The sequence below is a fragment of the Nocardia sp. XZ_19_369 genome, from assembly GCF_015355715.1.
Taxonomy (GTDB): domain Bacteria; phylum Actinomycetota; class Actinomycetes; order Mycobacteriales; family Mycobacteriaceae; genus Nocardia.
In genome coordinates, this window is record NZ_JACVED010000007.1 from 289701 (window position 1) to 312531 (window position 22831).

Sequence of the window (22831 nt, forward strand, 5' to 3'; positions counted from 1 at the left end):
ATGAGGGGAGGTGGGACGCCCGATGATCGCTGGAACACCGGTGCTCGACCTCGACGATGCCGCTTCGCTGGAGGCGGCCGATACCGGCGGCGCCCTGCGCTCGGCCGCCTCCGGCGGCGCTCAGGTCCGGGCCACCGCGGCAGCAGTCGGTGAGGACGCGCTCGCGCGTCTGGCCGGTCTGCGCCCGCGCAGCGTGGTCCTCGTCTCCGGCTCCGGTCGCGCCGCGCGCGCCGCGAGCCTGCTCGTCGCCACCCTGGGTGACCGCGCGGGCCTGCCCGTCGTGCCCGTCACCGCGTTGCCGCCCTGGGTCGGCCCACTCGATGTCGTCCTGGTCGCCGGCGACGACGCGGGCGACCCACGCCTGACCGACGCGGTCGACCGGGCGCTGCGCCGCGGGGCCGAGGTCGTCGTCGCCACCCCCATCGAAGGACCGATGCGCGCCGTCGCGGCCGGCCGGGCCGCCGTGCTGGCACCTCGGGTCCAGGTGCTCGATCACAACCGCCTGCTGCGCTTCCTGGCCGCCGGAATCGCCGTCCTGCGCGCGGTCGACCCGGCCCGCAGCGGCACGTTCGTGCCCGACCTCACCGAGCTGGCCGACGTGCTCGACGCCGAGGCGTTGCGCGCCGGTCCCGGCAACGAAGTCTTCCGCAATCCGGCCAAGACCCTCGCCTCGCGCATGCTTCAGCGCGGTGTGGTGCTGGCCGGCGACTCCCCCGCCGCGGCCGAGCTGGCCGAGCACGGCGCCGAGGTGCTGCTGCAGTCGGCGGGCCGGGTCGCCACCGCGGTCGATCTGGCCGAGGCGGTAGCCGCCAAGACCCGAATGGTCGAGGCCGCAGGCGAATCCGCGCCCGGCTTCGATCCGATGTTCCACGACGAGGAACTCGACGGACCGATGCAGGTCGAGCGCATGCGCGTCTTCGTGCTCAGCATCGACCCGGACCAGTCGGCCGCGCGGCGCCGGATCGCCGTGTTCGGCGGCGCCGGGTCCAGCCTGGTCGACGCCGATCTGGTGAGCGCCGAGCTCGATCTGCTGCACACCGGCCTCACCGACCCCTCCCTGCCCGCCCCGCCGCGCCCCGAGGAGCCCGCTCCCGGCGCCGGTGGCGAACTCGAACAGCTCGCCGTGCTCGCGCTGCGGCTGGAAATGGCCGCCGCCTACCTACGGCTGATCGGAACCCGCGGTACCGCACCCGACAGTCGAGGGCAGTACGGGGGAAGCTACTAGTGCACGAACTCGTTGGTGCGTTGCGCTCGTATGCCTGGGGCTCGCGCACCGCGCTCGCTCAGCTGTGCGGCAGGCCGGTTCCGTCCGCGCATCCGGAGGCCGAACTGTGGTTCGGCGCGCACCCCGCCGACCCCGCGCACGTCCTGATCGACAACCGCACCCGCTCGCTGCTGGATTTCGTCGCCGAGGATCCACAGCGCGAATTGGGCCCCGCCGCCCGGGAATTCGGCGGCAAACTGCCGTTCCTGCTGAAGATCCTGGCCGCCGAGGAGCCGCTGTCGCTCCAGGCGCACCCGAGCACCGCGCAAGCGCGGGCCGGCTTCGAACGGGAGAACCGCACCAAGGTGCCGTTCGACTCGCCGATGCGCAACTACCGCGACGACAACCACAAGCCGGAACTGGTGGTGGCGCTGGATCGGTTCGAGGCGCTCGCCGGCTTCCGCGAGCCGCACCGCACCGTCGAACTGCTGCGCGCGCTCGACGTGGACGGACTCGCCTCGTTCGCCGATCTGCTTGCCGCGCAGCCGGATTCGGACGGTCTGCGCACCCTGTTCACCACCTGGATCACGCTGCCGCAGCACGTGCTCGCGACGCTGCTGCCCGAGGTGCTCGACGGCTGCGTGCGCTACCTGTCCGGAAAAGGCAAGCGCGGGTTCACCCCCGAGGCGCGCACCACGCTCGAACTCGCCGAGGCCTACCCCGGCGACGCCGGCGTGCTCGCGGCGCTGCTGCTGAACCGGCTGACGCTGGAGCCCGGCCAGGGCTTGTTCCTCGCGGCCGGCAACCTGCACGCCTACCTGCGCGGACTCGGCGTGGAGATCATGGCCAACTCCGACAACGTGCTGCGCGGCGGTCTCACGCCCAAGCACGTCGACGTGCCGGAACTGTTGCGGGTACTCGACTTCGAGCCGATCGAGCTGCCCGTGGTGCTGCCGGAACCGGCGGGCGACGGCTCGGTGCGCTACCGCACGCCCGCGCCGGAGTTCGAGCTGCGCCGTTTCGATCTGACCGCGGGCTCGGCGCAGGTCCCGCTCACCGCAGCGGGCCCCGGCATCGTGCTGTGCACGGCGGGGTCGGTGCGGCTGCTGCACGGTGCGTCCGAGTTGACGCTGGAACGCGGTGCTGCGGCGTGGATCTCGGCCGCCGACACCGACATTCGGGCCCGCGCCCTGGACGGCTCGGCCCAGCTCTTCTGCGCCTGCGTCGGCAAGGTGTGAGCCGGCGCGGTGTGTCGCCGCGGCCGGGTGATCACCTCCGGTATCGGGTATCCGATCTCGGCACACGCTAAGTTAGCCAGGTTCGGGCAATCGGAGAGAGGACATCCAACCCATGTCGGCTGGTGGTGGCAAGAAGGCGATTCTCGCCGCATTGACGGCGAACGCGGGGATCGCCGTAGCGAAGTTCATCGGTGCGGCGATCACCGGTTCGGCGTCGATGCTCGCCGAGGCGGTGCACTCGGTGGCCGACACCTCCAATCAGGGTCTGCTGCTACTCGGTCAGCGCCGCGCCGCGCAGGAGGCCGACGAGCTGCACCCGTTCGGGTACGGGCGCAATCGCTACTTCTACTCGTTCGTCGTGGCGCTGGTGCTGTTCACCATCGGCTCGATCTACGCGGTCTACGAGGGCATCCACAAGATCCAGCACCCGGAGGATCTGACCTCGCCGATCGTCGCGATCGTCATCCTGCTGATCGCGATCGGGCTGGAGACCTACAGCTTCATGACCGCCGTCAAGGAGTCCCGGCCGCTCAAGGGAAATGCGAGCTGGTGGCGGTTCATCCGCACCTCGCGTAGCCCGGAGTTGCCGGTGGTGCTGCTGGAGGACACCGGCGCCCTGGTCGGTCTGATCTTGGCCCTCGCGGGCGTCAGCCTGACGATGCTCACCGGCGACGCGATCTGGGACGGTATCGGCACCCTGTCCATCGGCCTGCTGCTCGGCATCATCGCCGTCATTCTGATCATCGAGATGCAGAGTCTGCTCATCGGCGAGGGCGCCACCCCCGCCGAGGACCGCGCCATCCGGGAGAACCTGGCCGACGGCGAGCGCATCGAGCGGGTGATTCATCTCAAGACCCAGTACCTGGGCCCGGAGGAGATGCTGGTCGCCGCCAAGGTGTCTTTCATCCCCGACCTGGACATCGCCGACATCGCCGCCGCGATCAACGACGCGGAAGCCCGCGTGCGCGCCGCCGTTCCGGCCGCCCGGGTGATCTACCTGGAGCCCGACCTCTACCGCACCGAGAGCGTTTAGGGATTACGGAGCAGCGCCAGCGGGTCGGTCGTGATGCCGAACCGCTGGCGCAGCACGTGGCGGGCCGCGTGCAAGCCGGACATGCCGTGCACACCGGGTCCGGGCGGGGTCGAGGCGGAGCAGAGATAGACGCCGGGAAGCGGTGTGGCGTAAGGGTTCCAGCGCGGTGCGGGGCGGAAGGCCCACTGGCGCAGGGTCATCGCGCCCGCCGAGATATCGCCGCCGATATAATTGGCGTTGTGCGCGGGCATTTCGGCCGCCGTGTAGACGTGCTTGGCGAGGATCAGGTCCCGGAAGCCGGGCGCGAAGCGCTCGACCTGGCCGATGATCGTCTCGCTGATGTCGCGAGTCGAGCCGTTCGGCACGTGCGCGTAGGTGTAGAGGGTGTGCTTGCCGGCCGGCGCGCGGGTCGAGTCGACCACACCAGGTTGAATGGTCAGCACATAGGGCCGTTCCGCGTGCTGGCCAGCGGCGACCGCGCGTTCGGCGGCCATCGCCTCGTCCCTGGTGCCGACCAGATGCAGCGTTCCGGCGCGGTCCAGGTCAGCGGCCTGCCAGGGCACCGGGCCCGCGAGCGCGAAATCGACCTTGCACGCGGCGCCGCCATAGCGGAAACGCCGGAGCCGCTTGATGTATCGGTCCGGCAGTCGATGACCGGCGATGCGCAGCAACTCCGCGGGCGCGAGGTCGAGCACGACCGCGCGGGCGTCGTCGAACTGTCCGAGCGCGTCGATGCGGTGGCCGGTGCGCATCCGCCCGCCGAGGCGTTCCAGCTCGGCGATCATCGCGTCCGGAATCGCCTGGCTGCCACCGCGCGGGATCACCCAGCCGCCGGCGTGCGCCAGCGTGCCGAGCATCAGCCCGGCCCCGGCGGCGGGCACGGCGCGCGGCGGGATGATCGCGTGGGTGGCGACGCCGGTCAGCAGCGCGGCCGCGGTGTCGTCGCGAAACCTGGTGTTCCACAAGGGCGAGCCCTGCTCGAGCGTGCGCAGGCCGAACCGCACAGCGGTCAGTAGGTCCTTGGGTGGTCGGCGCATGTCCGACATCGCCAGATCGACGATCGACTCCCAGTGCGGCACCAGCGGGCCGAACAGCGAGCGCCACGCGGCACCGTCGCGGCCGAGACCGTCGACGGTCCGGTCCAGATCGCGCCAGGCGATGCCGGCCGTGCCGCCGTCCATCGGGTGCGCGTAAGACGCTTCCGGCGTGAGTAGTTCGACGCCGTGCGCCGCGAGATCGAACGCGCGGAAGAACGGGGAGGCCAACGCCATCGGGTGCGCGCCCGCGCACACGTCGTGCCGGTATCCGGGCAGGGTCAGCTCCGCCGTCCGCGACCCACCGCCCGCCGCGTACTCGGCCTCGTACACCTCGACGGAGAGTCCGGCCTTCGCCAGGATCACCGCGGCGGCGAGACCATTCGGCCCGGAACCGACGACCACAACATCAGGCATATCCCCCACGCTACCGGCCCGCGGGCGGTGCTTCCCGGCCCACGAAACGCGTTGCCGTGCGAAACGGCGGTCAGACCTGCCGGATCGTGGCCGAGGTGTCGACTGTCACCCGCCATGGCCGATTCGGTCCGCGGGAACAGGATTCGCCTCGGCAGGCGCGGAACGAGTCGGGTCTGGTCAGGCCGACGTCGCGCCGACCGCGGTCAGCCACTCGGCGACCAGGATGTCGAGGCGCTGCTCGCGCAACTCCGGGCGCAGGCGGGCGCCGCGCTCCAGGGTGGCGAGGCCGTGCATCGCGCTCCAGGCCACCTCGGTGCGGGCGCCGAGGTCCGCCTCGTCGACGAACGGCCGGAACATCGCTTCCAATTCCGCGAAGGCGTCACGCAGCGTCTGCGACGCCTCCAGCCCGAATACGAGGTCGACGTTCATCACGAACATGGCGTCGTAGCGGGCGGGGTTGGCGGCGGCGAAATCGAGGTAGGCGCGGGCGACGCGGGTCATTCGGTCGGCCGGACTGGTCGCCTCGGCGTGCGCCTGATGCAGGACGACGGAGAGATCGGCGATACCTTGCTCCGCGACCGCAGCCACGATGGCCGATTTGCCCGCGAAGTGGCTGTACAACACCGGCTGGCTGTACTCGATGCGCTCGGCCAGCTTGCGCACGGTCACCGCCTCCCAGCCCTCTTCCTCGGCCAACTCTCGAGCGGTATCGATGATCTGCTGACGACGTTCGGCTCGTTCACGTTCCTTGCGCGTCTGGAGGGTCATACCGAAATTCTAGCAGCGCTAGACAAGCTAACGAAGCTCCGATATGGTTGCTCTCGAACCTAGCAACGCTAGAAATCAGAGCAGGATCAGCAGCACCAAGGAGCAGCACCATGACCACCTCGCGCATCGCCACCGCACTGTCCCTCATCGGCGCGGCCTTCATCCTCTACATCGGCCTCAGCTACCTGATCAGCCCGGACACCATCGCCCCCGGTTTCGGCCTGCCCGCATGGCCGAACGGTGAGGCGACCGCCTTCATGAACCTGAAGGGTGTCCGCGACACCGTCTTCGGCGTGCTCATCCTGGTGCTGCTCGCCGCGAAGCAGCGCTACGCGCTCGGCATCGCCACCCTGGTCATCGCCCTGGTCCCGGTCGGCGACATGCTGACCGTCCTCGCCTGGAACGGCTCCACCGCCGCCGCCTTCGGCATCCACGGCCTCACCGCCGCGCTGGTCTTCCTCGCCGGCGGCCTGCTGATCCGCGAGCACCAGCTGGCCCAGCGGGCGACCCCGCTGCCCATCGCCGTCCCCGCCTGATTCCACCGCACCCGCTGTCCGGTACCGGTTTTCGCCGGTGCCGGACAGTTCCGCGTCCGGACCTCCTCGCGCAGACCAGCGTTCGCACGCACTCGTGATCCGGCACACAAACCACCCGCGCCCGATGAATCTTCCGAAGCGCCGCCGTCGACACCACTGAACGCACGACGACCACAGGAGACGACCACCATGTCGACCAAGCCGCACGGACCCGCGTCCTACTTCCCGTCCATCGAGGCCAAGTACGGCCGCACCATCGACGAGTGGCGCACCGCGATGGGCGAGTCCGGCCTGACGTCGCACAAGCCGCTGGTCGAGTGGCTCAAGTCCGAGCACGCCATGGGCCACGGTCACGCCACCGCGCTCGCCCAGTACCACCTCAACCCGGAGAAGTGGGCCTCCTGACCCCGAAATGCGCGAAGGGCCCGCAGATCCTGCGGGCCCTTCGTGTTTCACAGTGCAGCTAAGCCGGAACCAGGTCCTTGGTGTCGGGCTCCTGCTGCGGCTGCGCGCCGTGGTCGTCATCGACCATGGTTTGTTCATCGAAGGGCAGCTTGCGGTCGAGAACTTCCTTGACGCGGTCCGCGTCGATGGTCTTGGTCCAGGTGCCGAGGAGCACCGTGGCGACGGCGTTGCCGGAGAAATTGGTGAGCGCGCGGGCCTCGGACATGAAGCGGTCGATACCGACGATCAGGCCGACGCCGTCGAGCAATTCGGGGCGGTGACTCTCCAGTCCGCCGGCCAGCGTGGCCAAGCCGGCGCCGGTGACACCGGCCGCCCCCTTGGACGCGACGATCATGAACAGCAACAGGCCGATCTGCTCGCCGAGGGTGAGCGGTTTTCCCATCGCATCAGCGATGAACAACGACGCCATTGTCAGGTAAATTGCAGTGCCATCCAGATTGAACGAATATCCGGTCGGCACAACCACACCCACAGTCGTCCGCTCGACGCCCATGTGTTCCATTTTCGCGATCAACCGAGGCAGTGCCGACTCCGAGGACGAGGTCGCCAGGATCAACAGGTACTCGCGGGCCAGATAGCGAACCAGCTTCAGCACCGACACCCGAGCCACCGCCCACAGCAGCACCCCGAGCACGCCGAACACGAATATCAAGCAGGTCAGGTAGAACGCGATCATCAACGTTGCCAACTTCAGCACCGCATCCAGTCCACTCTTGCCGACCAGGTTGGCGATCGCGCCGAACGCACCGATCGGCGCCAGCCACAGAATCATCACCAGGATGCGGAACACCAGTTTCTGCAGCAACGCCACACCACGCAGAATCGGCTCGCCGGTCTTGCCCATGGCCTGCACCGCGAAACCGACCAGCAGCGCGACGAACAACGCCTGCAGCGTGCTGCCCTGGGTCAGTGCGGACAGCAGTGAGTCCGGGACGATTCCGCTGAAGAAGTCCCACGTTCCGCCCGCCTTGTGCGCGGTATCCGTGAGCGACTTGACCGCCTTGGCGTTCTCGCCGACATTCAATCCGGTACCCGGCGAGATCACATTGCCGACGACGAGCCCGATGATGAGCGCGGCGGTCGACATGACCATGAAGTACGCGATGGTCAGCCCGCCGACCTTGCCGACGGTCGCCGCCGAGCGGATCGAGCCGATGCCGAGCACGATGGTGCAGAAGATGACCGGCGCGATCATCATCTTGATCAGGTCGACGAAGATGCTGCCGAGCGGAGCAACCGACACCCCGAAACCGGGCGCCAGCCAACCCACCAGAATGCCCGCGATGACCGCGATGATGACGGCTATATACAGCCAGTGGGTGCGGTCGCGCTTGCGTGGGGGTGCTGCTGGTGTTGCTTGGCTCATACCGAGTGATGTCCTCCGAAGTGGTGCCGACGTGAAGTGCCTCACGCCTTCCAGGCAGAATGATGACGGCCCTGGTGACGCCGGTCACGGTTTGGTGCATTACGTTCAGCGGAGGAAAACAGCTAGTGAGACGCGGTCGGCTATCCCTGGCCGGTCAGGCCTTCGCACTTCAGCTGATCGTGTTGACCCTGATGGTTGCTGTCGGCGCGGTCCTCGCGGTGGTCGACGCGCGGCGCCACAGCGACGTGACGACCACCCGCGAAGTGAGAGATGTCGCGGTGAGTGTCGCTGAAGCCCCGTCCACCCTGTCCGCCGTCTACACGATCAATCCCACGGCGCTGCTGCAACCGGTGACCGAGCGCATTCGCAATGCGACCGGCATGGACTTCATCGTCGTGATGGCGCCGGATCGCACCCGCTACACGCACACCAACCAGAACATGATCGGCAAGCCGTTCAGCGGGAACATCGACCGCGCCCTGTCCGGGGAGACCTTCACCGAAACCTTCACCGGCACCCTCGGGCCGTCGATCCGGGCGGTGGCGCCGGTCTACGACGGCGGGAAGGTGGTCGCGCTGGTGTCGGCCGGGGTGACCCGCGCCAAGATCGGTGATCAGGTCGCCGCGCAACTGCCGTTGATCCTGGGCATCGCCGCGGCGGGCCTCGCGGTCTCCGGCAGCGGGTCGTTCCTGCTGAGCCGCCGCCTGCGCAGGCAGACCCACGGGCTCGCACCCGACGAGTTGCGCGCCATGTACGAACAGCACGACGCCGTGCTGCACTCGATCCACGAGGGACTCGTGGTCTTCGGCATGGCGGGCGAGCTGGCCGAGGTGGTCAACGACGAGGCGCGCAGGCTGCTCGAACTACCGGACGGCGAAGTACGCCGCAGCGACCTGCCGACCTCGATGCAGCAGATGAGCTGGGGCGTGGTCCGCGACGAGATGCACGTGACCGGCGACCGGATCCTGCTCATCAACCAGGACATCGTCAGCTGGGAGGGCCGCCCGATCGGCACCGTGATGACGATCCGCGACCACACCGAATTACGCGCGGTGATGGGCGAACTCGATTCGGTGCGCAGTTTCGCCGAGTCGCTGCACGCCCAGGCGCATGAATCCGCCAACCGGCTGCACACCGTGGTCACCATGGTCGAACTGGGCCGGTATCAGGAGGCGGTGGACTTCGCCACCTCGGAACTGCAACTGTCCCAAGCCCTCATCGATCGGCTGCTGAACGCGGTCGGGTCGCCTGCGCTGGCGGCGTTGCTGCTCGGCAAGGTGAACCAGGCCGCCGAGCGCAGCATCGAACTGACCATCACCGAGGACACCGCGCTCGACTCGATCGAGCCGCTGACTCCGCAGGAGATGGTCACGCTGGTCGGCAATCTCATCGACAACGCCATCGACGCCGCCGCCGAGAGTCCGTCGGGCTGGGTCGAGGTCACCGTGCGGCACTGCGGCGACAATCCCGAAGGTGTTCGCGCCGAACCAGCTTCGGCGTTATATGTGCGCGTCGCCGACAGCGGCCCCGGCATGTCCGAGGAGACGTTCGCGCGGGCGTCGCGGCGCGGTTATTCGACCAAGGCCGACCATCACGGGCTCGGCCTCGCACTGGTCCACCGCCTGGTGGCCAGGCACGGGGGAACCATTCGTACCGAACTAGATCCGGAAAGCGCGGTAACCGTGACGATTCCGCGAAAGGACGCACAGTGATCCGAGTGCTGATCGTCGAGGACGAACCACTCATCGCCGAAGCACACCGCGCCTATGTGGACCGCATCGAGGGCTTCACGCCCGTCGGGGTGGCCCACACCGGCCGCGAGGCGATGCGGGCGGCCGCCGAGGCCGCAGCCGAGGGCACGCCGATCGACCTGGTGCTGATGGATATCGGGCTACCCGATGCCAGCGGCCTGGACGTCGCGGCGGCACTCACCGGCCTGGCGCCCCGGCCCGACGTCATCGCCATCACCTCGGCCCGCGACCTCGCCATGGTGCGCACCGCGGTCTCGCACGGCGTTGTCCTCTATCTCTTGAAGCCGTTCACCTTCGCCGCTTTTCGCGACAAGCTGGACCGCTACCGCGAATTCCGCACGGCGCTGCCCGCAGGCGAGACCGCGGTCTCCCAGCACGACATCGACCGCGCACTCAGCGCGCTACGCACCCCCGACCAACGCGCCACCACTCCCAAAGGTGTTGCGCCGCAGACCCTCGACGAGATCTCCCGCACCGTCCGGGCCGCCCCCGAGGGCATCACCGCCGCGGACACCGCCACCACCATCGGCGTCTCCCGGATCACTGCGTGGCGGTATCTGGAAAAGCTGGCCGACGACGGATTGGTCACCCGCCGTTCGGATTACGGGCGCGCGGGGCGGCCCAAAACCCGCTACGTCTGGAAAACGCGAGCCTGATTCGCAGCGACCACACGGGTCGCCGGGCAGGTTCCGGCGACCCGTGTGGCGAGTCCCGAAGCAGCGCTCAGTTGTCGATACCGACGTTCGGCGGGAGATTGTAGAAGGCGGGCTGCATCTCATTGAAATGCGATACCTCCCAGGCGGTTTGGTGCAATATGTCCGGGTCGACGGTGCTGAACGGCATCCAGCCCTCCTGATACCAGCGGGTCGCCCCGTCGGCGGGCCTGCTCAGCGCGATCTCGGCGGTGCAGGGGGTGAATCCTTCTTGCAGCGCGCGACACGAGTCGTAGATCAGGTACTGCACGTCGAGATCCCGGATGATCGGAATCATCTTCATGATGTTGCCGAGCGCGATCGGGAGAGCACGGATGATCTGGCCCTCGATGCCGGGGCCGGCGACCTGCCCGACCCCGATCATGGCATTGAGCAGTTCGCTCAACGACTGGTCGGTGATCGGCCACCGGTTGCCCCGCAGCCCGATCCCGGTGTCGGAGACGTCACGCCAGTCGATCGCGATGGAATTGCGGCCGTCCCACGGGGATACCGCGTCGTTGCGGACACGGCCCTGCACGGTTTGCCCGGTACCGCCGGGGAACAGCCACGGCATGGCCTTGATGAGCGGATCGAAAATACCGATCTCGGTGACGGGTGCGAAGAACCGGTTGGTGATCGCGCCGCCGTCGTTGGTCGGGGTATAGAGCCGCTTGCCTGCCCACACCAGCTGCCCGAGCTCTTCGGCGAGTCGAGCGAGAATACCGGTGCTGCAACCGAAGTGGTCGGTGATAGCGGGGGTGAGGAGTGCCTTCAGCGCGTTGGCGATCAGACCCTCGGGAATGTGCAGCCCCCATTCGAGGATGTTCATCACCGTGTCGAGACGTGAACAGGTCGGCACCGCCAACGTCAGCGTGTTGTCACCGAACATCGGTCCGCCCTGACCGAGGAACTTGAAGATGTCGCGCTTGCGGTCGTTGCTCGACACCCGGAACGCGACCATGGTCCGGCGCCAGTTGTCGTTGTAATTGGAGCAGGCTTCGCCCAATTCGCCCGAGGTCCGGTACATCGCACCAGGATTCGACGCCTTCCACGCCGTCGCCAGCGCGTGCGAGCTGGGATTGACCGGATCGGCGGCGTTCTCGGGGCGAATCGCCGCTGCTTGATCACCGTTCGGCACGATCACGCAATTATCGGCCCAGTTCACCACCCCGTCACTGTCGAAGTCGTGCCAATACAGCAGCTCTGCACGCGGCGGCGGATCGGCTGTCGACCAGCCACCCGGTGGCGACTCGGGCAACGGGACTGCTTCTGGTATCGGAACCGGAAGAACCGGAGCCTGGTCGGTGCAACCCCACAAGCCACAGGCGACGGGATCGATCGGAGGCTCCGGCGTGATGGGTGGTTGCGCGGCCGCGATCAGCGGCATGGTCGCCACAATCGCGGTGGCCAACGCCGTGACTATCAACTGTCTGGGCATGTGAATGCAATCCTTCGCGATCGGAGCGGATGGGTCGTTAGCGTGGCTTAATCGAGCTTGAAGCTGCGATAGTTAGGAACTGAACATTCTCTAACTTGCATTTAGCCATACTTCAGTCCACTGCACGGTCGGAATGGAATTATTGTCCCAGACAGTTACTCGCCCGCTCGGATCCCGTCCCCGGAATCTCCACGAAGCACTGACTCGCAGAGATGGCATTCAGGCAATTTACCTGCACATACAAGGCGGAGCCGCAGGTCGGCATCGGTAACCCAGACAGATGGGTTCAGCCCGACGACGGACTCGGACTCGCAGATTCGCCGTGCGCACGCCATGACCACCGCTGGTTCGCAGCGGCAACCGCGCTCGAGCCGCCGACTCCCACAGAGTGTCTACACCTCCCACAGGACGATCAGCCCTGTGAAAGATGTAGAGCCGCTGTGAGTTCTATGCGGGCAGGTGGTTGTAGCCGAAAATGTTGATGAAGTAGTTGCCGGGAATCAGTTGGTTCATGGCATGCCACTGCCCGCCGGGATCACGCTGGTAGTGGCTGACTCCGAAACCCGCGTCGTAGCAGACGATGTCGGCGGTGCCGAACGGGCTCCAGTAGGCGCTGGTACCCGGGCGGGCGGGTTCGAACGGCGTTCTGAACTGGTGGCTACACGGGGTGATGCTCGGTTCGTAGATCGAAGGTGCCGCCGTAGCGTTCGGCGCCACGCAGATGCCGACCGCTCCCGCGAAAAGTGTTGCGGCCAGCACCCGAGAGACAGACTTCCCCATAAAGAGTTCTCCTCAACTATTCCTATTGGCACAGTGAGCAAAGAAGCGATCCCGCGACGGAGCCCCGGGACCCTGGGCAGCACCCTGCCAGAAGCACCGTCGCGACGAAACCGTTTTTGAGGAGCGCCGATCAGACGTCGGTGGAGAAACGGATCCCGCCGTCGGGGATCTCGACGCCCGGCCACACCCGTGCGCCCCGTAGTAGTTCGCAACGCGCGCCGACGTGCGCACCGTCACCGATGACGCCGTCGCGCACCAGCGCGCGCGGGCCGATGCGGGCGCCGAACCCGATGATCGAGCGTTCGACGGTGGCCCCCGCCTCGATGACCGCGCCGTCGAAGATGACCGCGCCGTCGAGGCGCGCACCCGCGCCGACCTCCGCACCGCGGCCGACGACCGTGCCGCCGATGAGCAGTGCGCCGGGCGCGACGCCCGCGCCAGGATGGACCAGGGATTCACCGCGCTGGCCCGGCAGTGCGGGCGAGGGCGCGATGCCGCGGACCAGATCGGCGGAGCCGCGGACGAAGTCCTCGGGAGTACCCATGTCGCGCCAGTACGAGGTGTCGACGTGGCCCTGCACGCGGGCGCCCTCGGCGAGCAGCTGCGGGAACACCTCGCGCTCCACCGAGACCGGCCGGCCCGCCGGGATCTTCTCGATGTATTCGCGGCGGAAGACGTAGCAGCCCGCGTTGATCTGGTCGGTCGGCGGATCCTGAGTCTTCTCCAGGAACGCGGTGACCCGGCCGTTCTCGTCGGTCGGCACGCAGCCAAAGGCACGCGGATCGCTCACCCGCACCAGGTGCAGCGTGACATCGGCGTTCGTGGACTCGTGCGTGTCCAGCACCGCGCCGAGTTCGGTGCCGCCGAGCACGTCACCGTTGAACACCATCACGGTGTCGGCGCGCAGCTTGGGCAGCACGTTGCGGATGCCGCCGCCGGTGCCGAGCGGCTCGGTCTCGGTGACGTACTCCAGCTCGAGGCCGAGCTCGGAACCGTCACCGAAGTGGTCCTCGAACACCTCCGCCTTGAAGGAGGTGCCCAGCACCACGTGCGTGATCCCGGCCTCGGCGATCCGAGCGAGCAGATGCGTCAGGAACGGCAGTCCGGCCGTCGGTAGCATCGGCTTCGGCGCCGAGAGGGTCAGCGGGCGCAGTCGTGTGCCCTGCCCGCCCACCAGGATCACGGCGTCGGTGCCTGCATTTCCTGCCATTCAAGGTCCCCTGTTCACAGTGGATCGATTGTTGCTCGCGCGCCGATCGACACTCGGCTGCGCGCCAGTTCACTCGGACCGCACCGAGTGGTGCGGGCCCTACCTCGATTGTCGCTCGGCCGGGTGACCAGCGAGTCACGCTTTGCACCCTATTGGCTCGCGGTTTGCGCTTGTTAACTCACGGCCTGCGCTTATCGGTTCGCGTCCTGCATTCGTCGACTCGCGCTCTACGGCTTTCGGCTTGCGCCCTACGCCTGTCGATCCGCGCCCTACGCCTGCTGACTTGCGTCCAGCGCCTGTTGACGCAGCGCAGATCGAACCGCAATCCGGGAGCGCACCGCAAGTCCGGCCCGCAACGCCAGCCGCAACGGCAGCTGCCACCAGTGCGGATGCCGATCGGCCTGGAACCGGTACGCGCTCGCGTGGTGCGCGGGCAGCATGACCTCGGGGTGCCGCCCCGCGGCGTGCCCCTTCGCGTGGGTGACCTCCGCGGACGGCACGAACACGTTGTGCCAGCCCGCCTTGCCCATCCGGTCGCCGAAGTCGACGTCCTCCATGTACATGAAGTAGCGCGAGTCGAAGCCGTCGATCGAGTCGAACGCCGCGCGCCGCACCAGCAGGCAGGAGCCGGACAGCCAGCCGACGGACCGCTCGGAGATCTCCTCGTTGTCCTGGCGATAGCGCTGGGTCCACGGGTTCGTCTTCCACACCGTGCCGAGGATCGCGTGACCGGCGCCGTCGAGCAGACCGGGCACCCGGCGGGCGGAGGGGTAGACACTGCCGTCCGGTTCCAGCACCAGCGGGCCCAGCGCACCGGCCCGCGGCCAGCGCTTCGCGGCGGCGAGCAGCTGGTCGATGGAGTCGGTGCCCCAGCGGATGTCCGGGTTGGCGATCACCACGAACTCGATGTCCGGATCGATCTCGGCGACCGCCCGGTTGATCGCGCCGCCGTAGCCGATATTGCCGCCGGTGCGCAGCAGCCGCACATGCGAATTGGCCTCGGCGATCAGCTCGGGCACCCCGTCGGTCGACCCGTTGTCCGCAAGGATCACCTGCGGTTTCTCGGTGGTGGCGGCAGCCAGCGTGCTGATGAAGTGCTCGAGGTGCTCGCCCGGTGAATAGGTCACCGTGACGACGGCCAGCCCCTTATGGGCGGAGTCGGATACGTCCACGGCCCGAGAGCCTAGTCGGACAACCGCGCGAGCGCGTCCCCCAGTGCCGCCTGCCAGGGCCGCAGCGGCGTCAACCCGGCTTCATCCCAGGCCCGGTGCGACAACACCGAATATGCCGGGCGCGGTGCGGGTCTCGGAAACGCGGACGAGTCACAGGGCCGGACCCGTTCTGGATCGGCACCGACGCCGGCGAATACCGCTCGCGCCAGGTCGAACCAGCTGGCCTGGCCTGAGTTGGTGGCGTGCAGTAGCCGCGGGGCGTCCGGACGCCCCGCGAGTTCCAGCAACGCGACCGCGAGATCGGCGGCATAGGTAGGTGCGCCGAGCTGGTCTTTCACCACGTCGACGGTGTCGCGTTCGCGCTCCAACCGCAGCATGGTGGCGACGAAATCACTTCCGCGCCCGGCATATACCCACGCGGTGCGCACCACGTGCGACTGCGGGGCGAGGGTCAGCACGGCATGCTCGCCGGCCAGCTTGGACCGGCCGTAGACGCTGACCGGCCCGGTCGGATCGGTGGTCTCGTAGGGACGCTCGTGCACACCCGCGAACACGTAGTCGGTGGACAGGTGAATCAGCCTGGCGCCGACTCGCGCACAGGCGGCGGCCAGCACGGCCGGACCGGTCTCGTTGCCCGCGAAGGCCGCGGCCACGTCGGACTCGGCGCGGTCGACCGCGGTGTAAGCGGCGCAGTTGATCACCACATCGCCCGGTTCCAGGACGGCGGCGACCGCGGCCGCATCGGTGATATCGAGGTCACGGCGACCGAACGCGCGAGCGGCCGGCGCCAGGGCGAGCAGTTCCCGGCCGACCTGTCCACCTGCCCCGGTCACCACGAGGCGGGCGGGCGCGGCGGCGCCGGATGCTGTCGAAGCTGTCACGGGGTCGAGTCTGGCACGCCGCCACACCTGCGGATTGAGGGTGCCCGGGCCGGTATTCGTTAGCCTTCAGTCAGTTGCCCTCGGCGGACACCCGCCCGCGAACATGGGTTTGCTGAAAGGGTGCGGGGGCTACGGAAAGGTGGGGTGGTCGGTCGGACCGTGCTGTCGTAAGAGGCCCCGAGCGTGTCGAAAGGATGTCGTGTTGGCGAGAGGACACAAAGTAGCTGCGGCGGAAGGTTCCGGGTGACCCGGCCGCTCGGAGCGCTTGCGAGCCGCGAACGCGCGAGGCCGCGCGGCACGCAATCGCGGTTACCGGCGGGCGGTCCGCTGCGGGCCGGCGCCGCGGTGCTCGCGGTGGTGGTGCTCGTCATCACCGGCTTCGCCTGGCACAGCGTCGACAGCCTGATCTCCAACATCGAACGCATCGGCAATCTCGGCCTGGGCGGTGGGCGCGACGGCGCCGTCGACATCCTGCTGGTCGGCGTCGACAGCCGCACCGACGCGCACGGCAATCCGCTGAGCGACCGGGAGCGCGCGCTGCTGCACGCGGGCGACGAGGTCGGCACCAATACCGACACCATCGTGCTGGTCCGGGTGCCGAACGACGGCCGATCCGCGACCGCCATCTCCATCCCCCGCGACTCCTATGTCGACATTCCCGATCTCGGTAAGGGCAAGATCAATTCGGCGTACGGCGCGACCAAGGAGACCCAGCGGCTCAAGCTGATGAACCAGGGTGTTCCGGAGGCCGACGCGGGCAAGCAGTCCACCCAGGCGGGCCGTCAGGCGTTGATCAAGTCCGTGGCCAACCTCACCGGCATCAGCGTCGATCATTACGCCGAGGTGAGCCTGCTCGGTTTCGTGCTGCTCACCGACGCGGTGGGCGGGGTCGAGGTGTGCCTGAACAATTCGGTCGACGAATGGATGTCCGGCGCCGACTTCCCGGCGGGCCGCCAACGCCTCGACGGCCCGGCCGCGTTGAGCTTCGTGCGGCAACGGCACAATCTGCCGCGCGGTGACCTCGATCGCATTGTGCGCCAGCAGGTGTTCATGGCGCAGTTGGTCGGGCAGGTGCTCAACGCGAAGACGCTCAGCAATCCGGGGCGGATGAAGCAGCTCAGCGACGCGGTCGGGCGCACCGTCGTGCTCGACGACGACTGGGACGTGCTCGCGTTCCTGCAGCAGTTGCAGGATCTCTCGGGCGGTCAGGTGAAATTCGAGACCATTCCGGTCACCGACCTGAATTACCTGACCACCAGCGGTGAATCGGTGGTGCGGGTCGATCCGGCCGCGGTGAAGTCGTATGTGGGCTCGCTGGTCGACGGTAAGGCAGCCGAGTCGGAGTCGGACGAGCCCGCGCTGGACCCGGCCACGGTGACCGTCAGCGTGTACAACGCCAGCGGCATCGGCGGCCTGGCCGGCCAGGTCGCACAGGCTTTGAGCGGTAAGGGATTCCACGAGGGTCTGGTCGGCAACTACACCGGCCCGAATGTGTCCAGCAGCCGGGTGCTCGCCGCGAAGACCTCCGACGCGAAAGCCAAGGCGGTGGCCAAGGCGCTCGGTGGGCTGCCGGTGCTCGCGGATACGACGCTGTCGCCGGATTCGGTGAGCGTCGTGCTGGCGAGCGACTATTCTGGTCCGGGCTCGGCGGCAGGAAGCATGTTCGACTTCTCCGGAACGTCGAGCACCACCGCGACGCCAGTCCCGCCCGCCCCACCGATCGACGCAGGCCAGAACGGACCGAAATGCGTGAATTAGACAATGCGTGAATTCGACAAGGCGCTCACCCTCACCGAAAAAGTGCTCGATCCGATTCTCGCGCGGGACCCCGCGGGGCCGCGCGTCACCTACTACGACGACGCCACCGGAGCCAGGATCGAACTGTCCGGGCTCACCCTGGCGAACTGGGCGGCCAAGACGGCCAACCTGATTCGCGACGAGTTCGGCCTGAGTCCCGGCGCTCGGATCGCGGTACTGCTGCCCGCGCACTGGCAGACCGCCGCCGTGCTGCTCGGCTGCTGGTGGGCGGGCACCGAGGTGGTGCTGCGCCCCGACGAACACGCCGAACTGGCCCTGGTGACACCCGACCGGCTCGACGACGCGGACGGCGTCGCCGAGGTCGCGGCGCTGTCACTGGACGCGATGGGCGCGCCGGTACGCGACCTCCCGGTCGGCGTCACCGACTTCGCGACTTCGGTACGGGTGCACGGCGATCAGTTCCTGCCGGGCGGCGCGGGTGCCGCGCTGGACGGGATGCCGGTGGCCGAGGTGTTCGCCGAAGCGAAGAAATCGGCCATGCGGCAAGGGTTTTCCGAGGGCGACCGGGTGCTGTCGAGCACGCCGTGGGACACCCCCGCCGAACTGATCGACGGCTACCTCGCGGTGCTCGCCGCAGGCGCCTCGCTCGTCCAGGTCGTCAACCCCGACCCAGCTCTGCGCGACCGTCGCATCGAAACAGAACGCGTCACCGCGCAACGCGCCTGACCACCCGCACACTTTCTGGTTTCCCGCAGAGGTAATCGCATGCGATTCGGTCTGCGCGAAATCAGAAAGTGTGCGGCCGTCTTGGCTAACCTCGACGGCACCTCCTACCACGGTATAGGTGGAAGTCCGACTAGAGGACGTTCCACATTCTGCCCGGGTTCCGTACGGTTGACTTATCGCACAACGACAGAGTTGGTGAATGATGAAGCCGCAGTATTGGTTCCGCTGGTTGTCCGTTCAAGGTGCCCCCCGGCTGGTGTTGCGCAGGCAAGCCAGGCGCGGCGACGCGTTCGCCGAACTGATGGGCGGGCCCGGCGGGTTCGCCGATCCGTATCCGCTCATCGAGCGGTTGCGCGGCCAGGGCAGGCTGATCCGCACCTCGATCTCGTGGGCCACCTTCGACCACGAGCTGTGCCGAGCCATCCTGCGCGACAACCGGTTCGGCGTGCGCACCACCGAAAGCTTCGACATCCCCGGCCCGCTCCAGAAGCTGGCCAACTACTTCCCGTTGCCGCCGAACCCGGTGGAGCCACCGTCGATGCTGGTGATCAATCCACCGGAGCACACGAAGATGCGCAAGCCGGTCGCCTCCGCGTTCACTCCGCGCGCCATCGGCAGGCTGCGCGACCGCGTCGAAACGGTCACCGCGGAACTGCTCGACGCGCTGCCCGCAGGCGGTTCCGCCGATCTGATCACCGCCTTCGCCGCCCAGGTCCCGATCGCGATCATCTCCGAAATGCTGGGCTTCCCCGACTCGGACAAGGACCGGTTCCTGCACTGGGGCGATGAACTGACACCGCTGCTCGATGTCGGCATCTCCTGGCGCGCCCACGAGCGGGCGTTGCAGGCCATGGAGGTGATGAACGCCTACTTCGACGACCACATCGCGCGCCTGCGGCGCACGCCGGGTGACGACATTCTCAGCACTCTGGTCACCGCGGGCGAGCTGGACCTGTTCGAGCTCAAGGCCTCGGCGAGTCTGCTGATGGGCGCGGGCTTCGAGACCACCGTGAACCTGATCGGCAACGGCGTGGTCCAGCTGCTCGACCATCCCGAGCAGCTGGCGCGGCTGCGCGCCGAACCCGAGCTGTGGCCCAACGCCATCGAAGAGGTGCTGCGCTTCGACTCGCCGGTCCAGACGACGGCGCGCACCGCGATGTGCGACGTGGAGATCGCCGGCGAGCGGCTGCGCGCCGGCGACACCGTCGTCCTGTCGCTGGCCGGCGCCAATCGCGACCCCGCGGTGTTCGCCGAGCCCGATCGTTTCGACATCGGCCGCGCTAATGCCAAGGAGCACTTGTCGTTCAGCAACGGCATCCACGTCTGCCTCGGTGCCAGCCTGGCCCGGATGGAGGGCGTCTACGCCTTGCAGGCTCTGTTCGACCGCTTCCCCGACTTGCAACTGGACGGGCCGCCACGACGCCGGAAGTTGTTCACTCTGCACGGATACGAGCAGATGCCGGTCCGCCTCGGGCGTCGTGCACCCGCCCCCGAACCGACCACGGTCTGACTTCGTCGAGCGGCTCGGTACCTCCGAGCCGCACTGCGAGACAACAGATTTCAGCCGAATCCCACGGCCTGTGCACCCCAGGCGGTGTGCAGTTCTGCGTCGGGGTCGTCCACCACCCGATCGACCGTGTCGATCAGCAGCGTGGTGCGCGTGTCCGGACGGTACGGCGGCCAGTGTTTCGAGCCGTCGAGCGCGGCGGGCACCCCGTGGGTGGCAAAGGCCAGCCAGCGCCGCATCATTCGGCCGGACACCTCCATGGCCACCTTGCGGCCGCCGAGCCAGAACGTCGGGTCGTGGTTGAACGAACCGAAATTGCCGAAGACATAAGGCAATTCGGTCGCGTGCCCGGCGCCGACCCGGGCTGCCCGCAGCATCGGCGTCGCGTGGTCGAAGCGGTACATCCAGGTCGGTGAGTGCTGCGCGTGCGCGTCGGCCACCCAGTGCGCGGGCATCCGGAACGCGGCGTCGCCGGACATGGCCAGTGCGCCCCTGGTCTTGTCCAGATCCGGGTAGGCCGAGGTGATTTCGGCGATCCGCTCGTGCGAGAGCTCCGGGTGGCTGGCCGCCACATCGTTGAGCATCGCGTTCACCGCGTCCGGGGTCACCGGCATGATCGGCGACCGGAACACCCGGAACAGCGAGGCCTCGTCCTTGTTGGCGCCGATCATCAGCGGCACCCGGTGCGACCGCCCGTGCTGGAACCGCTCGATCGGATAGGTCGGCAGCAGATCGCCGTCCACCACCGGCGCCGCGGCCAGCCTGCCCGGCTCCTTCAACGGGATCTCGTCCAGCAGGATGCCCGCGACCTCCACGATCTTCTCGACCGGCCAGTCGAGCAATTCGACGGCCCTGGCCGCGGGCAGTTCCAGCAGTTCCAGGAATCGCCGCGCCACCGCGGCCGCCCGCTCCTGGCCGAAGACCGTGGTGGCCGGCGGGCTCTGCGCGATCGCCTTGTGGAACAGCCCGGCCGCGCGCGGCGAAGTCAGCAGTGCGGTAACGCAACCCGCGCCGGACGATTCGCCGAACAGCGTGACATTGCCGGGGTCACCGCCGAACGCGGCGATATTGTCGCGCACCCATTCCAGCGCGGCGATCTGGTCGTGCAGGCCGAGGTTCGGCGTGAACGGGCCGGGCAGCGAGGACAGATCGAGGAAACCGAGCGCACCGAGGCGGTAGTTCACGGTGACCACAACGACGTCACCGGTTTCGGCCAGCTTGCGGCCGTCATAGATGCCCTGCGCGGCCGTGCCGAGGCAGTAGGCGCCGCCGTGTAGCCAGACCAGCACCGGACGCGGTTCGCCCGTGTCGAAGGTGTGCACCAGGTCGCCGACGTCGCGCCGGGGCGACCACACGTTCAGCCAGAGGCAGTCCTCGCCCATCCGCAGGTCGGAGTCGACGGGGACCATGTTGCCCATGGTCTGCGGCGCGATCTCGCCGAAGGTGGCGCAATCGCGGATCCCATCCCACTCCGGTGCGGGCCGCGGCGGCAGGAACCGATGGGGCCCGCTCGGCGGCGCCGCATAGGGAATGCTGCGCCATACCGCCACCGGGCCGTCCCAGCGGCCGCGTACATCACCCGAAGTCGTGGTGACGACTGGCTCGGCGCCGCGCACTTCCCAGCCCGCTTCCTTCTCGAACTGAGCAGTCATTGTTCGCACCTCCTGCCAGCGATCCATCGGTGTGCTGCCGGTTTGCTCCAGCTGGCCTCGCACCTCGTGATCTCCTATTCGAGGGTACTTACCCACCGGCGACCTGGATATGCGACGCACCAAGCTGAGATCGCGACGGTACGCTTGACCGATGCCGAGCTACAGCTACCGGTGCCGCAGTTGCGGCGACACCTTCGAGGTGAACCGACCGATGGCGGAGTCGTCGAATCCGGCGTCCTGCCCCGCGGGCCATGCCGACACAGTCAAGCTGCTGACCACGTTTGCCACGGTCAGCCGTGGTAACACGGCTCCGGCGCCGAGCCAGGCCGCGCCGCAGGGCGGTGGCGGCTGCTGTGGTGGCGGCTGCTGCGGCTGAGTCTCGCCGACGTCTCGCCTCGGCGGCTGGGCGCCTAGCCCGGAAGGCTCAGCGCCGGAGCTGCCTGGCTCAGTCGCGCCGATCCGCGTGGCCGAGATCACGGTCCGGTGCGACCCGGTCGCGCACCCGCTGCTTCAGCACCGCGATATCGGGAAAACCGCCGTCGGCCTTGCGTTCCCACACCTGCTCGCCGTCGACGGTGATCCGGAAGAGGCCGCCCGTCGCCGGAATCAGTGCCACCTCACCGAGTTCGGTGCCGAAGGTGCTCAGCAGTTCCTGCGCCATCCAGCTCGCGCGCAACAGCCAGCGGCACTGGGTGCAGTACTCGATCGCGACACGGGACATGGTGGCTCACGCTACCGTTCGGGCCCGCGCCGCGCCGCACGCACTCACGCCTCGATCTCACCATCCAGGTAGACCCAGGCGCCGTCGGCGCGCAGGAACCTGCTGACCTCGTGCAGTGCGCCGCGCGAGCCCTCCGCCCGATAGTGCGCGACGAACTCGACCAAGCCGGTCTCGTCGAACAGCCCGCCGTCGGCGGTGCGCAGTATCTCCAGGAACAACCAGCGCTGGCCGGGATCGAGCTCCAGCTCGGCGGGCCTGGTGCGCGGATGCCACGATTGGCGTAGATAGTCGGTGTCCCCCACCGCGAAAGCGGTGTAGCGCGAACGCATCAACGCCTCGGCGGTTGCCGCCGCCCGCTTTCCGTTCAGCACCGGCCCGCAGCAGTCGTCGAAGGCCTCGCCCCGGCCACACGGACACATCCGGGTCCCACTCATGTCCCCGATTCTCGCGTGCCGCCCGCGACGAAGGTCCGGCCGGGTGGC

General features: G+C 68.2%; 22 protein-coding genes. 11 read left to right on the forward strand and 11 right to left on the reverse strand.

What is annotated here, in order from left to right:
• Positions 1 to 22: 22 nt before the first annotated feature.
• From IBX18_RS26555 to IBX18_RS26565, 3 genes are all read left to right on the forward strand, one after another.
• Positions 23 to 1225 carry a tobH protein gene (locus IBX18_RS26555; RefSeq protein WP_194836231.1) on the forward strand — a complete coding sequence of 401 codons (1203 nt, stop codon included), beginning with the start codon at positions 23 to 25 and terminating at the stop codon, positions 1223 to 1225.
• Positions 1225 to 2442 (forward strand): mannose-6-phosphate isomerase, class I, encoded by a 1218-nt coding sequence (gene manA, locus IBX18_RS26560; protein WP_194836232.1) that lies wholly within the window; start codon positions 1225 to 1227, stop codon positions 2440 to 2442. Before IBX18_RS26555 ends, manA begins: the two co-directional genes overlap by 1 nt.
• A 112-nt stretch (positions 2443 to 2554) precedes the next feature.
• Positions 2555 to 3475 (forward strand): cation diffusion facilitator family transporter, encoded by a 921-nt coding sequence (locus tag IBX18_RS26565; protein WP_194836233.1) that lies wholly within the window; start codon positions 2555 to 2557, stop codon positions 3473 to 3475.
• Here IBX18_RS26565 and IBX18_RS26570 read toward each other — a convergent pair.
• Positions 3472 to 4926, reverse strand: coding sequence for an NAD(P)/FAD-dependent oxidoreductase (locus IBX18_RS26570; RefSeq protein WP_194836234.1), 1455 nt, complete (start codon positions 4924 to 4926; stop codon positions 3472 to 3474). The genes IBX18_RS26565 and IBX18_RS26570 overlap by 4 nt on opposite strands.
• Before the next feature lie 177 nt (positions 4927 to 5103).
• On the reverse strand, positions 5104 to 5694 hold the full coding sequence (locus IBX18_RS26575) for a TetR/AcrR family transcriptional regulator (protein ID WP_194836235.1): 591 nt from the start codon (positions 5692 to 5694) through the stop codon (positions 5104 to 5106).
• 110 nt (positions 5695 to 5804) lie between these two features.
• Between IBX18_RS26575 and IBX18_RS26580 the strand changes: the two genes are divergently transcribed.
• Both IBX18_RS26580 and IBX18_RS26585 read left to right on the forward strand, forming a co-directional pair.
• On the forward strand, positions 5805 to 6230 hold the full coding sequence (locus IBX18_RS26580) for a DUF4267 domain-containing protein (protein ID WP_194836236.1): 426 nt from the start codon (positions 5805 to 5807) through the stop codon (positions 6228 to 6230).
• Between the two features lie 189 nt (positions 6231 to 6419).
• The gene (locus IBX18_RS26585; RefSeq protein ID WP_135233050.1) at positions 6420 to 6635 is read left to right on the forward strand and encodes a DUF4287 domain-containing protein; all 216 of its coding nucleotides are present in this window, start codon (positions 6420 to 6422) and stop codon (positions 6633 to 6635) included.
• A 58-nt stretch (positions 6636 to 6693) separates the two neighbouring features.
• On the opposite strand, the gene IBX18_RS26590 is transcribed toward IBX18_RS26585, so the two are convergent.
• Positions 6694 to 8061, reverse strand: coding sequence for a cation:dicarboxylate symporter family transporter (locus IBX18_RS26590; RefSeq protein ID WP_194836237.1), 1368 nt, complete (start codon positions 8059 to 8061; stop codon positions 6694 to 6696).
• Positions 8062 to 8186: 125 nt separating this feature from the next.
• Between IBX18_RS26590 and IBX18_RS26595 the strand changes: the two genes are divergently transcribed.
• Positions 8187 to 9773 (forward strand): sensor histidine kinase, encoded by a 1587-nt coding sequence (locus IBX18_RS26595; protein ID WP_306796431.1) that lies wholly within the window; start codon positions 8187 to 8189, stop codon positions 9771 to 9773.
• Positions 9770 to 10468: a response regulator gene (locus IBX18_RS26600; RefSeq protein ID WP_107659019.1), complete on the forward strand. Its 699-nt coding sequence runs from the start codon at positions 9770 to 9772 to the stop codon at positions 10466 to 10468. Before IBX18_RS26595 ends, IBX18_RS26600 begins: the two co-directional genes overlap by 4 nt.
• 67 nt (positions 10469 to 10535) lie before the next feature.
• On the opposite strand, the gene IBX18_RS26605 is transcribed toward IBX18_RS26600, so the two are convergent.
• The 5 genes from IBX18_RS26605 to rfbD all read right to left on the reverse strand — a co-directional run bounded on the left by IBX18_RS26605 (position 10536) and on the right by rfbD (position 15985).
• On the reverse strand, positions 10536 to 11942 hold the full coding sequence (locus IBX18_RS26605; protein ID WP_194836239.1) for a hypothetical protein: 1407 nt from the start codon (positions 11940 to 11942) through the stop codon (positions 10536 to 10538).
• Positions 11943 to 12389: 447 nt separating this feature from the next.
• Positions 12390 to 12722: a hypothetical protein gene (locus tag IBX18_RS26610; protein ID WP_194836240.1), complete on the reverse strand. Its 333-nt coding sequence runs from the start codon at positions 12720 to 12722 to the stop codon at positions 12390 to 12392.
• A gap of 130 nt (positions 12723 to 12852) precedes the next feature.
• Positions 12853 to 13932: a sugar phosphate nucleotidyltransferase gene (locus IBX18_RS26615; RefSeq protein ID WP_135233055.1), complete on the reverse strand. Its 1080-nt coding sequence runs from the start codon at positions 13930 to 13932 to the stop codon at positions 12853 to 12855.
• A 269-nt stretch (positions 13933 to 14201) separates the two neighbouring features.
• The gene (locus IBX18_RS26620) at positions 14202 to 15104 is read right to left on the reverse strand and encodes a glycosyltransferase family 2 protein (protein WP_194836241.1); all 903 of its coding nucleotides are present in this window, start codon (positions 15102 to 15104) and stop codon (positions 14202 to 14204) included.
• An 11-nt stretch (positions 15105 to 15115) separates the two neighbouring features.
• On the reverse strand, positions 15116 to 15985 hold the full coding sequence (gene rfbD / locus IBX18_RS26625) for a dTDP-4-dehydrorhamnose reductase (protein ID WP_194836242.1): 870 nt from the start codon (positions 15983 to 15985) through the stop codon (positions 15116 to 15118).
• A 327-nt stretch (positions 15986 to 16312) separates the two neighbouring features.
• Between rfbD and IBX18_RS26630 the strand changes: the two genes are divergently transcribed.
• The 3 genes from IBX18_RS26630 (at position 16313) to IBX18_RS26640 (ending at position 19979) form a co-directional block, all read left to right on the forward strand.
• Complete coding sequence (locus IBX18_RS26630) at positions 16313 to 17743, forward strand: LCP family protein (protein WP_194836506.1); 1431 nt, start codon at positions 16313 to 16315, stop codon at positions 17741 to 17743.
• A 3-nt stretch (positions 17744 to 17746) separates the two neighbouring features.
• Positions 17747 to 18469, forward strand: a complete 723-nt coding sequence (locus IBX18_RS26635; protein ID WP_194836243.1) for a TIGR03089 family protein — start codon at positions 17747 to 17749, stop codon at positions 18467 to 18469.
• Positions 18470 to 18671: 202 nt separating this feature from the next.
• The gene (locus IBX18_RS26640; RefSeq protein WP_194836507.1) at positions 18672 to 19979 is read left to right on the forward strand and encodes a cytochrome P450; all 1308 of its coding nucleotides are present in this window, start codon (positions 18672 to 18674) and stop codon (positions 19977 to 19979) included.
• A 50-nt stretch (positions 19980 to 20029) separates the two neighbouring features.
• On the opposite strand, the gene IBX18_RS26645 is transcribed toward IBX18_RS26640, so the two are convergent.
• The gene (locus IBX18_RS26645) at positions 20030 to 21628 is read right to left on the reverse strand and encodes a carboxylesterase/lipase family protein (protein ID WP_194836244.1); all 1599 of its coding nucleotides are present in this window, start codon (positions 21626 to 21628) and stop codon (positions 20030 to 20032) included.
• A gap of 151 nt (positions 21629 to 21779) precedes the next feature.
• Between IBX18_RS26645 and IBX18_RS26650 the strand changes: the two genes are divergently transcribed.
• On the forward strand, positions 21780 to 22004 hold the full coding sequence (locus tag IBX18_RS26650; protein ID WP_194836245.1) for a zinc ribbon domain-containing protein: 225 nt from the start codon (positions 21780 to 21782) through the stop codon (positions 22002 to 22004).
• Between the two features lie 69 nt (positions 22005 to 22073).
• On the opposite strand, the gene IBX18_RS26655 is transcribed toward IBX18_RS26650, so the two are convergent.
• Together IBX18_RS26655 and IBX18_RS26660 are read right to left on the reverse strand one after the other, a co-directional pair.
• Entirely contained in the window at positions 22074 to 22349 is a 276-nt protein-coding gene (locus IBX18_RS26655) for a SelT/SelW/SelH family protein (RefSeq protein WP_107659024.1), read from the reverse strand.
• A gap of 44 nt (positions 22350 to 22393) precedes the next feature.
• Positions 22394 to 22783, reverse strand: coding sequence for a YchJ family protein (locus IBX18_RS26660; RefSeq protein ID WP_228541796.1), 390 nt, complete (start codon positions 22781 to 22783; stop codon positions 22394 to 22396).
• Between the last annotated feature and the right edge of the window lie 48 nt (positions 22784 to 22831).

Coding starts and splice junctions, on each gene's coding strand:
- IBX18_RS26555 (WP_194836231.1), top strand. CDS start 23: ATGATCGCTGGAACACCGGTGCTCGACCTCGACGATGCCGCTTCGCTG.
- IBX18_RS26660 (WP_228541796.1), bottom strand. CDS start 22,783: ATGAGTGGGACCCGGATGTGTCCGTGTGGCCGGGGCGAGGCCTTCGAC.
- IBX18_RS26610 (WP_194836240.1), bottom strand. CDS start 12,722: ATGGGGAAGTCTGTCTCTCGGGTGCTGGCCGCAACACTTTTCGCGGGA.
- IBX18_RS26570 (WP_194836234.1), bottom strand. CDS start 4,926: ATGCCTGATGTTGTGGTCGTCGGTTCCGGGCCGAATGGTCTCGCCGCC.
- IBX18_RS26635 (WP_194836243.1), top strand. CDS start 17,747: ATGCGTGAATTCGACAAGGCGCTCACCCTCACCGAAAAAGTGCTCGAT.
- IBX18_RS26650 (WP_194836245.1), top strand. CDS start 21,780: ATGCCGAGCTACAGCTACCGGTGCCGCAGTTGCGGCGACACCTTCGAG.
- IBX18_RS26655 (WP_107659024.1), bottom strand. CDS start 22,349: ATGTCCCGTGTCGCGATCGAGTACTGCACCCAGTGCCGCTGGCTGTTG.
- IBX18_RS26615 (WP_135233055.1), bottom strand. CDS start 13,932: ATGGCAGGAAATGCAGGCACCGACGCCGTGATCCTGGTGGGCGGGCAG.
- IBX18_RS26590 (WP_194836237.1), bottom strand. CDS start 8,061: ATGAGCCAAGCAACACCAGCAGCACCCCCACGCAAGCGCGACCGCACC.
- IBX18_RS26640 (WP_194836507.1), top strand. CDS start 18,672: ATGAAGCCGCAGTATTGGTTCCGCTGGTTGTCCGTTCAAGGTGCCCCC.
- IBX18_RS26565 (WP_194836233.1), top strand. CDS start 2,555: ATGTCGGCTGGTGGTGGCAAGAAGGCGATTCTCGCCGCATTGACGGCG.
- IBX18_RS26605 (WP_194836239.1), bottom strand. CDS start 11,942: ATGCCCAGACAGTTGATAGTCACGGCGTTGGCCACCGCGATTGTGGCG.
- IBX18_RS26585 (WP_135233050.1), top strand. CDS start 6,420: ATGTCGACCAAGCCGCACGGACCCGCGTCCTACTTCCCGTCCATCGAG.
- IBX18_RS26580 (WP_194836236.1), top strand. CDS start 5,805: ATGACCACCTCGCGCATCGCCACCGCACTGTCCCTCATCGGCGCGGCC.
- IBX18_RS26645 (WP_194836244.1), bottom strand. CDS start 21,628: ATGACTGCTCAGTTCGAGAAGGAAGCGGGCTGGGAAGTGCGCGGCGCC.
- IBX18_RS26575 (WP_194836235.1), bottom strand. CDS start 5,694: ATGACCCTCCAGACGCGCAAGGAACGTGAACGAGCCGAACGTCGTCAG.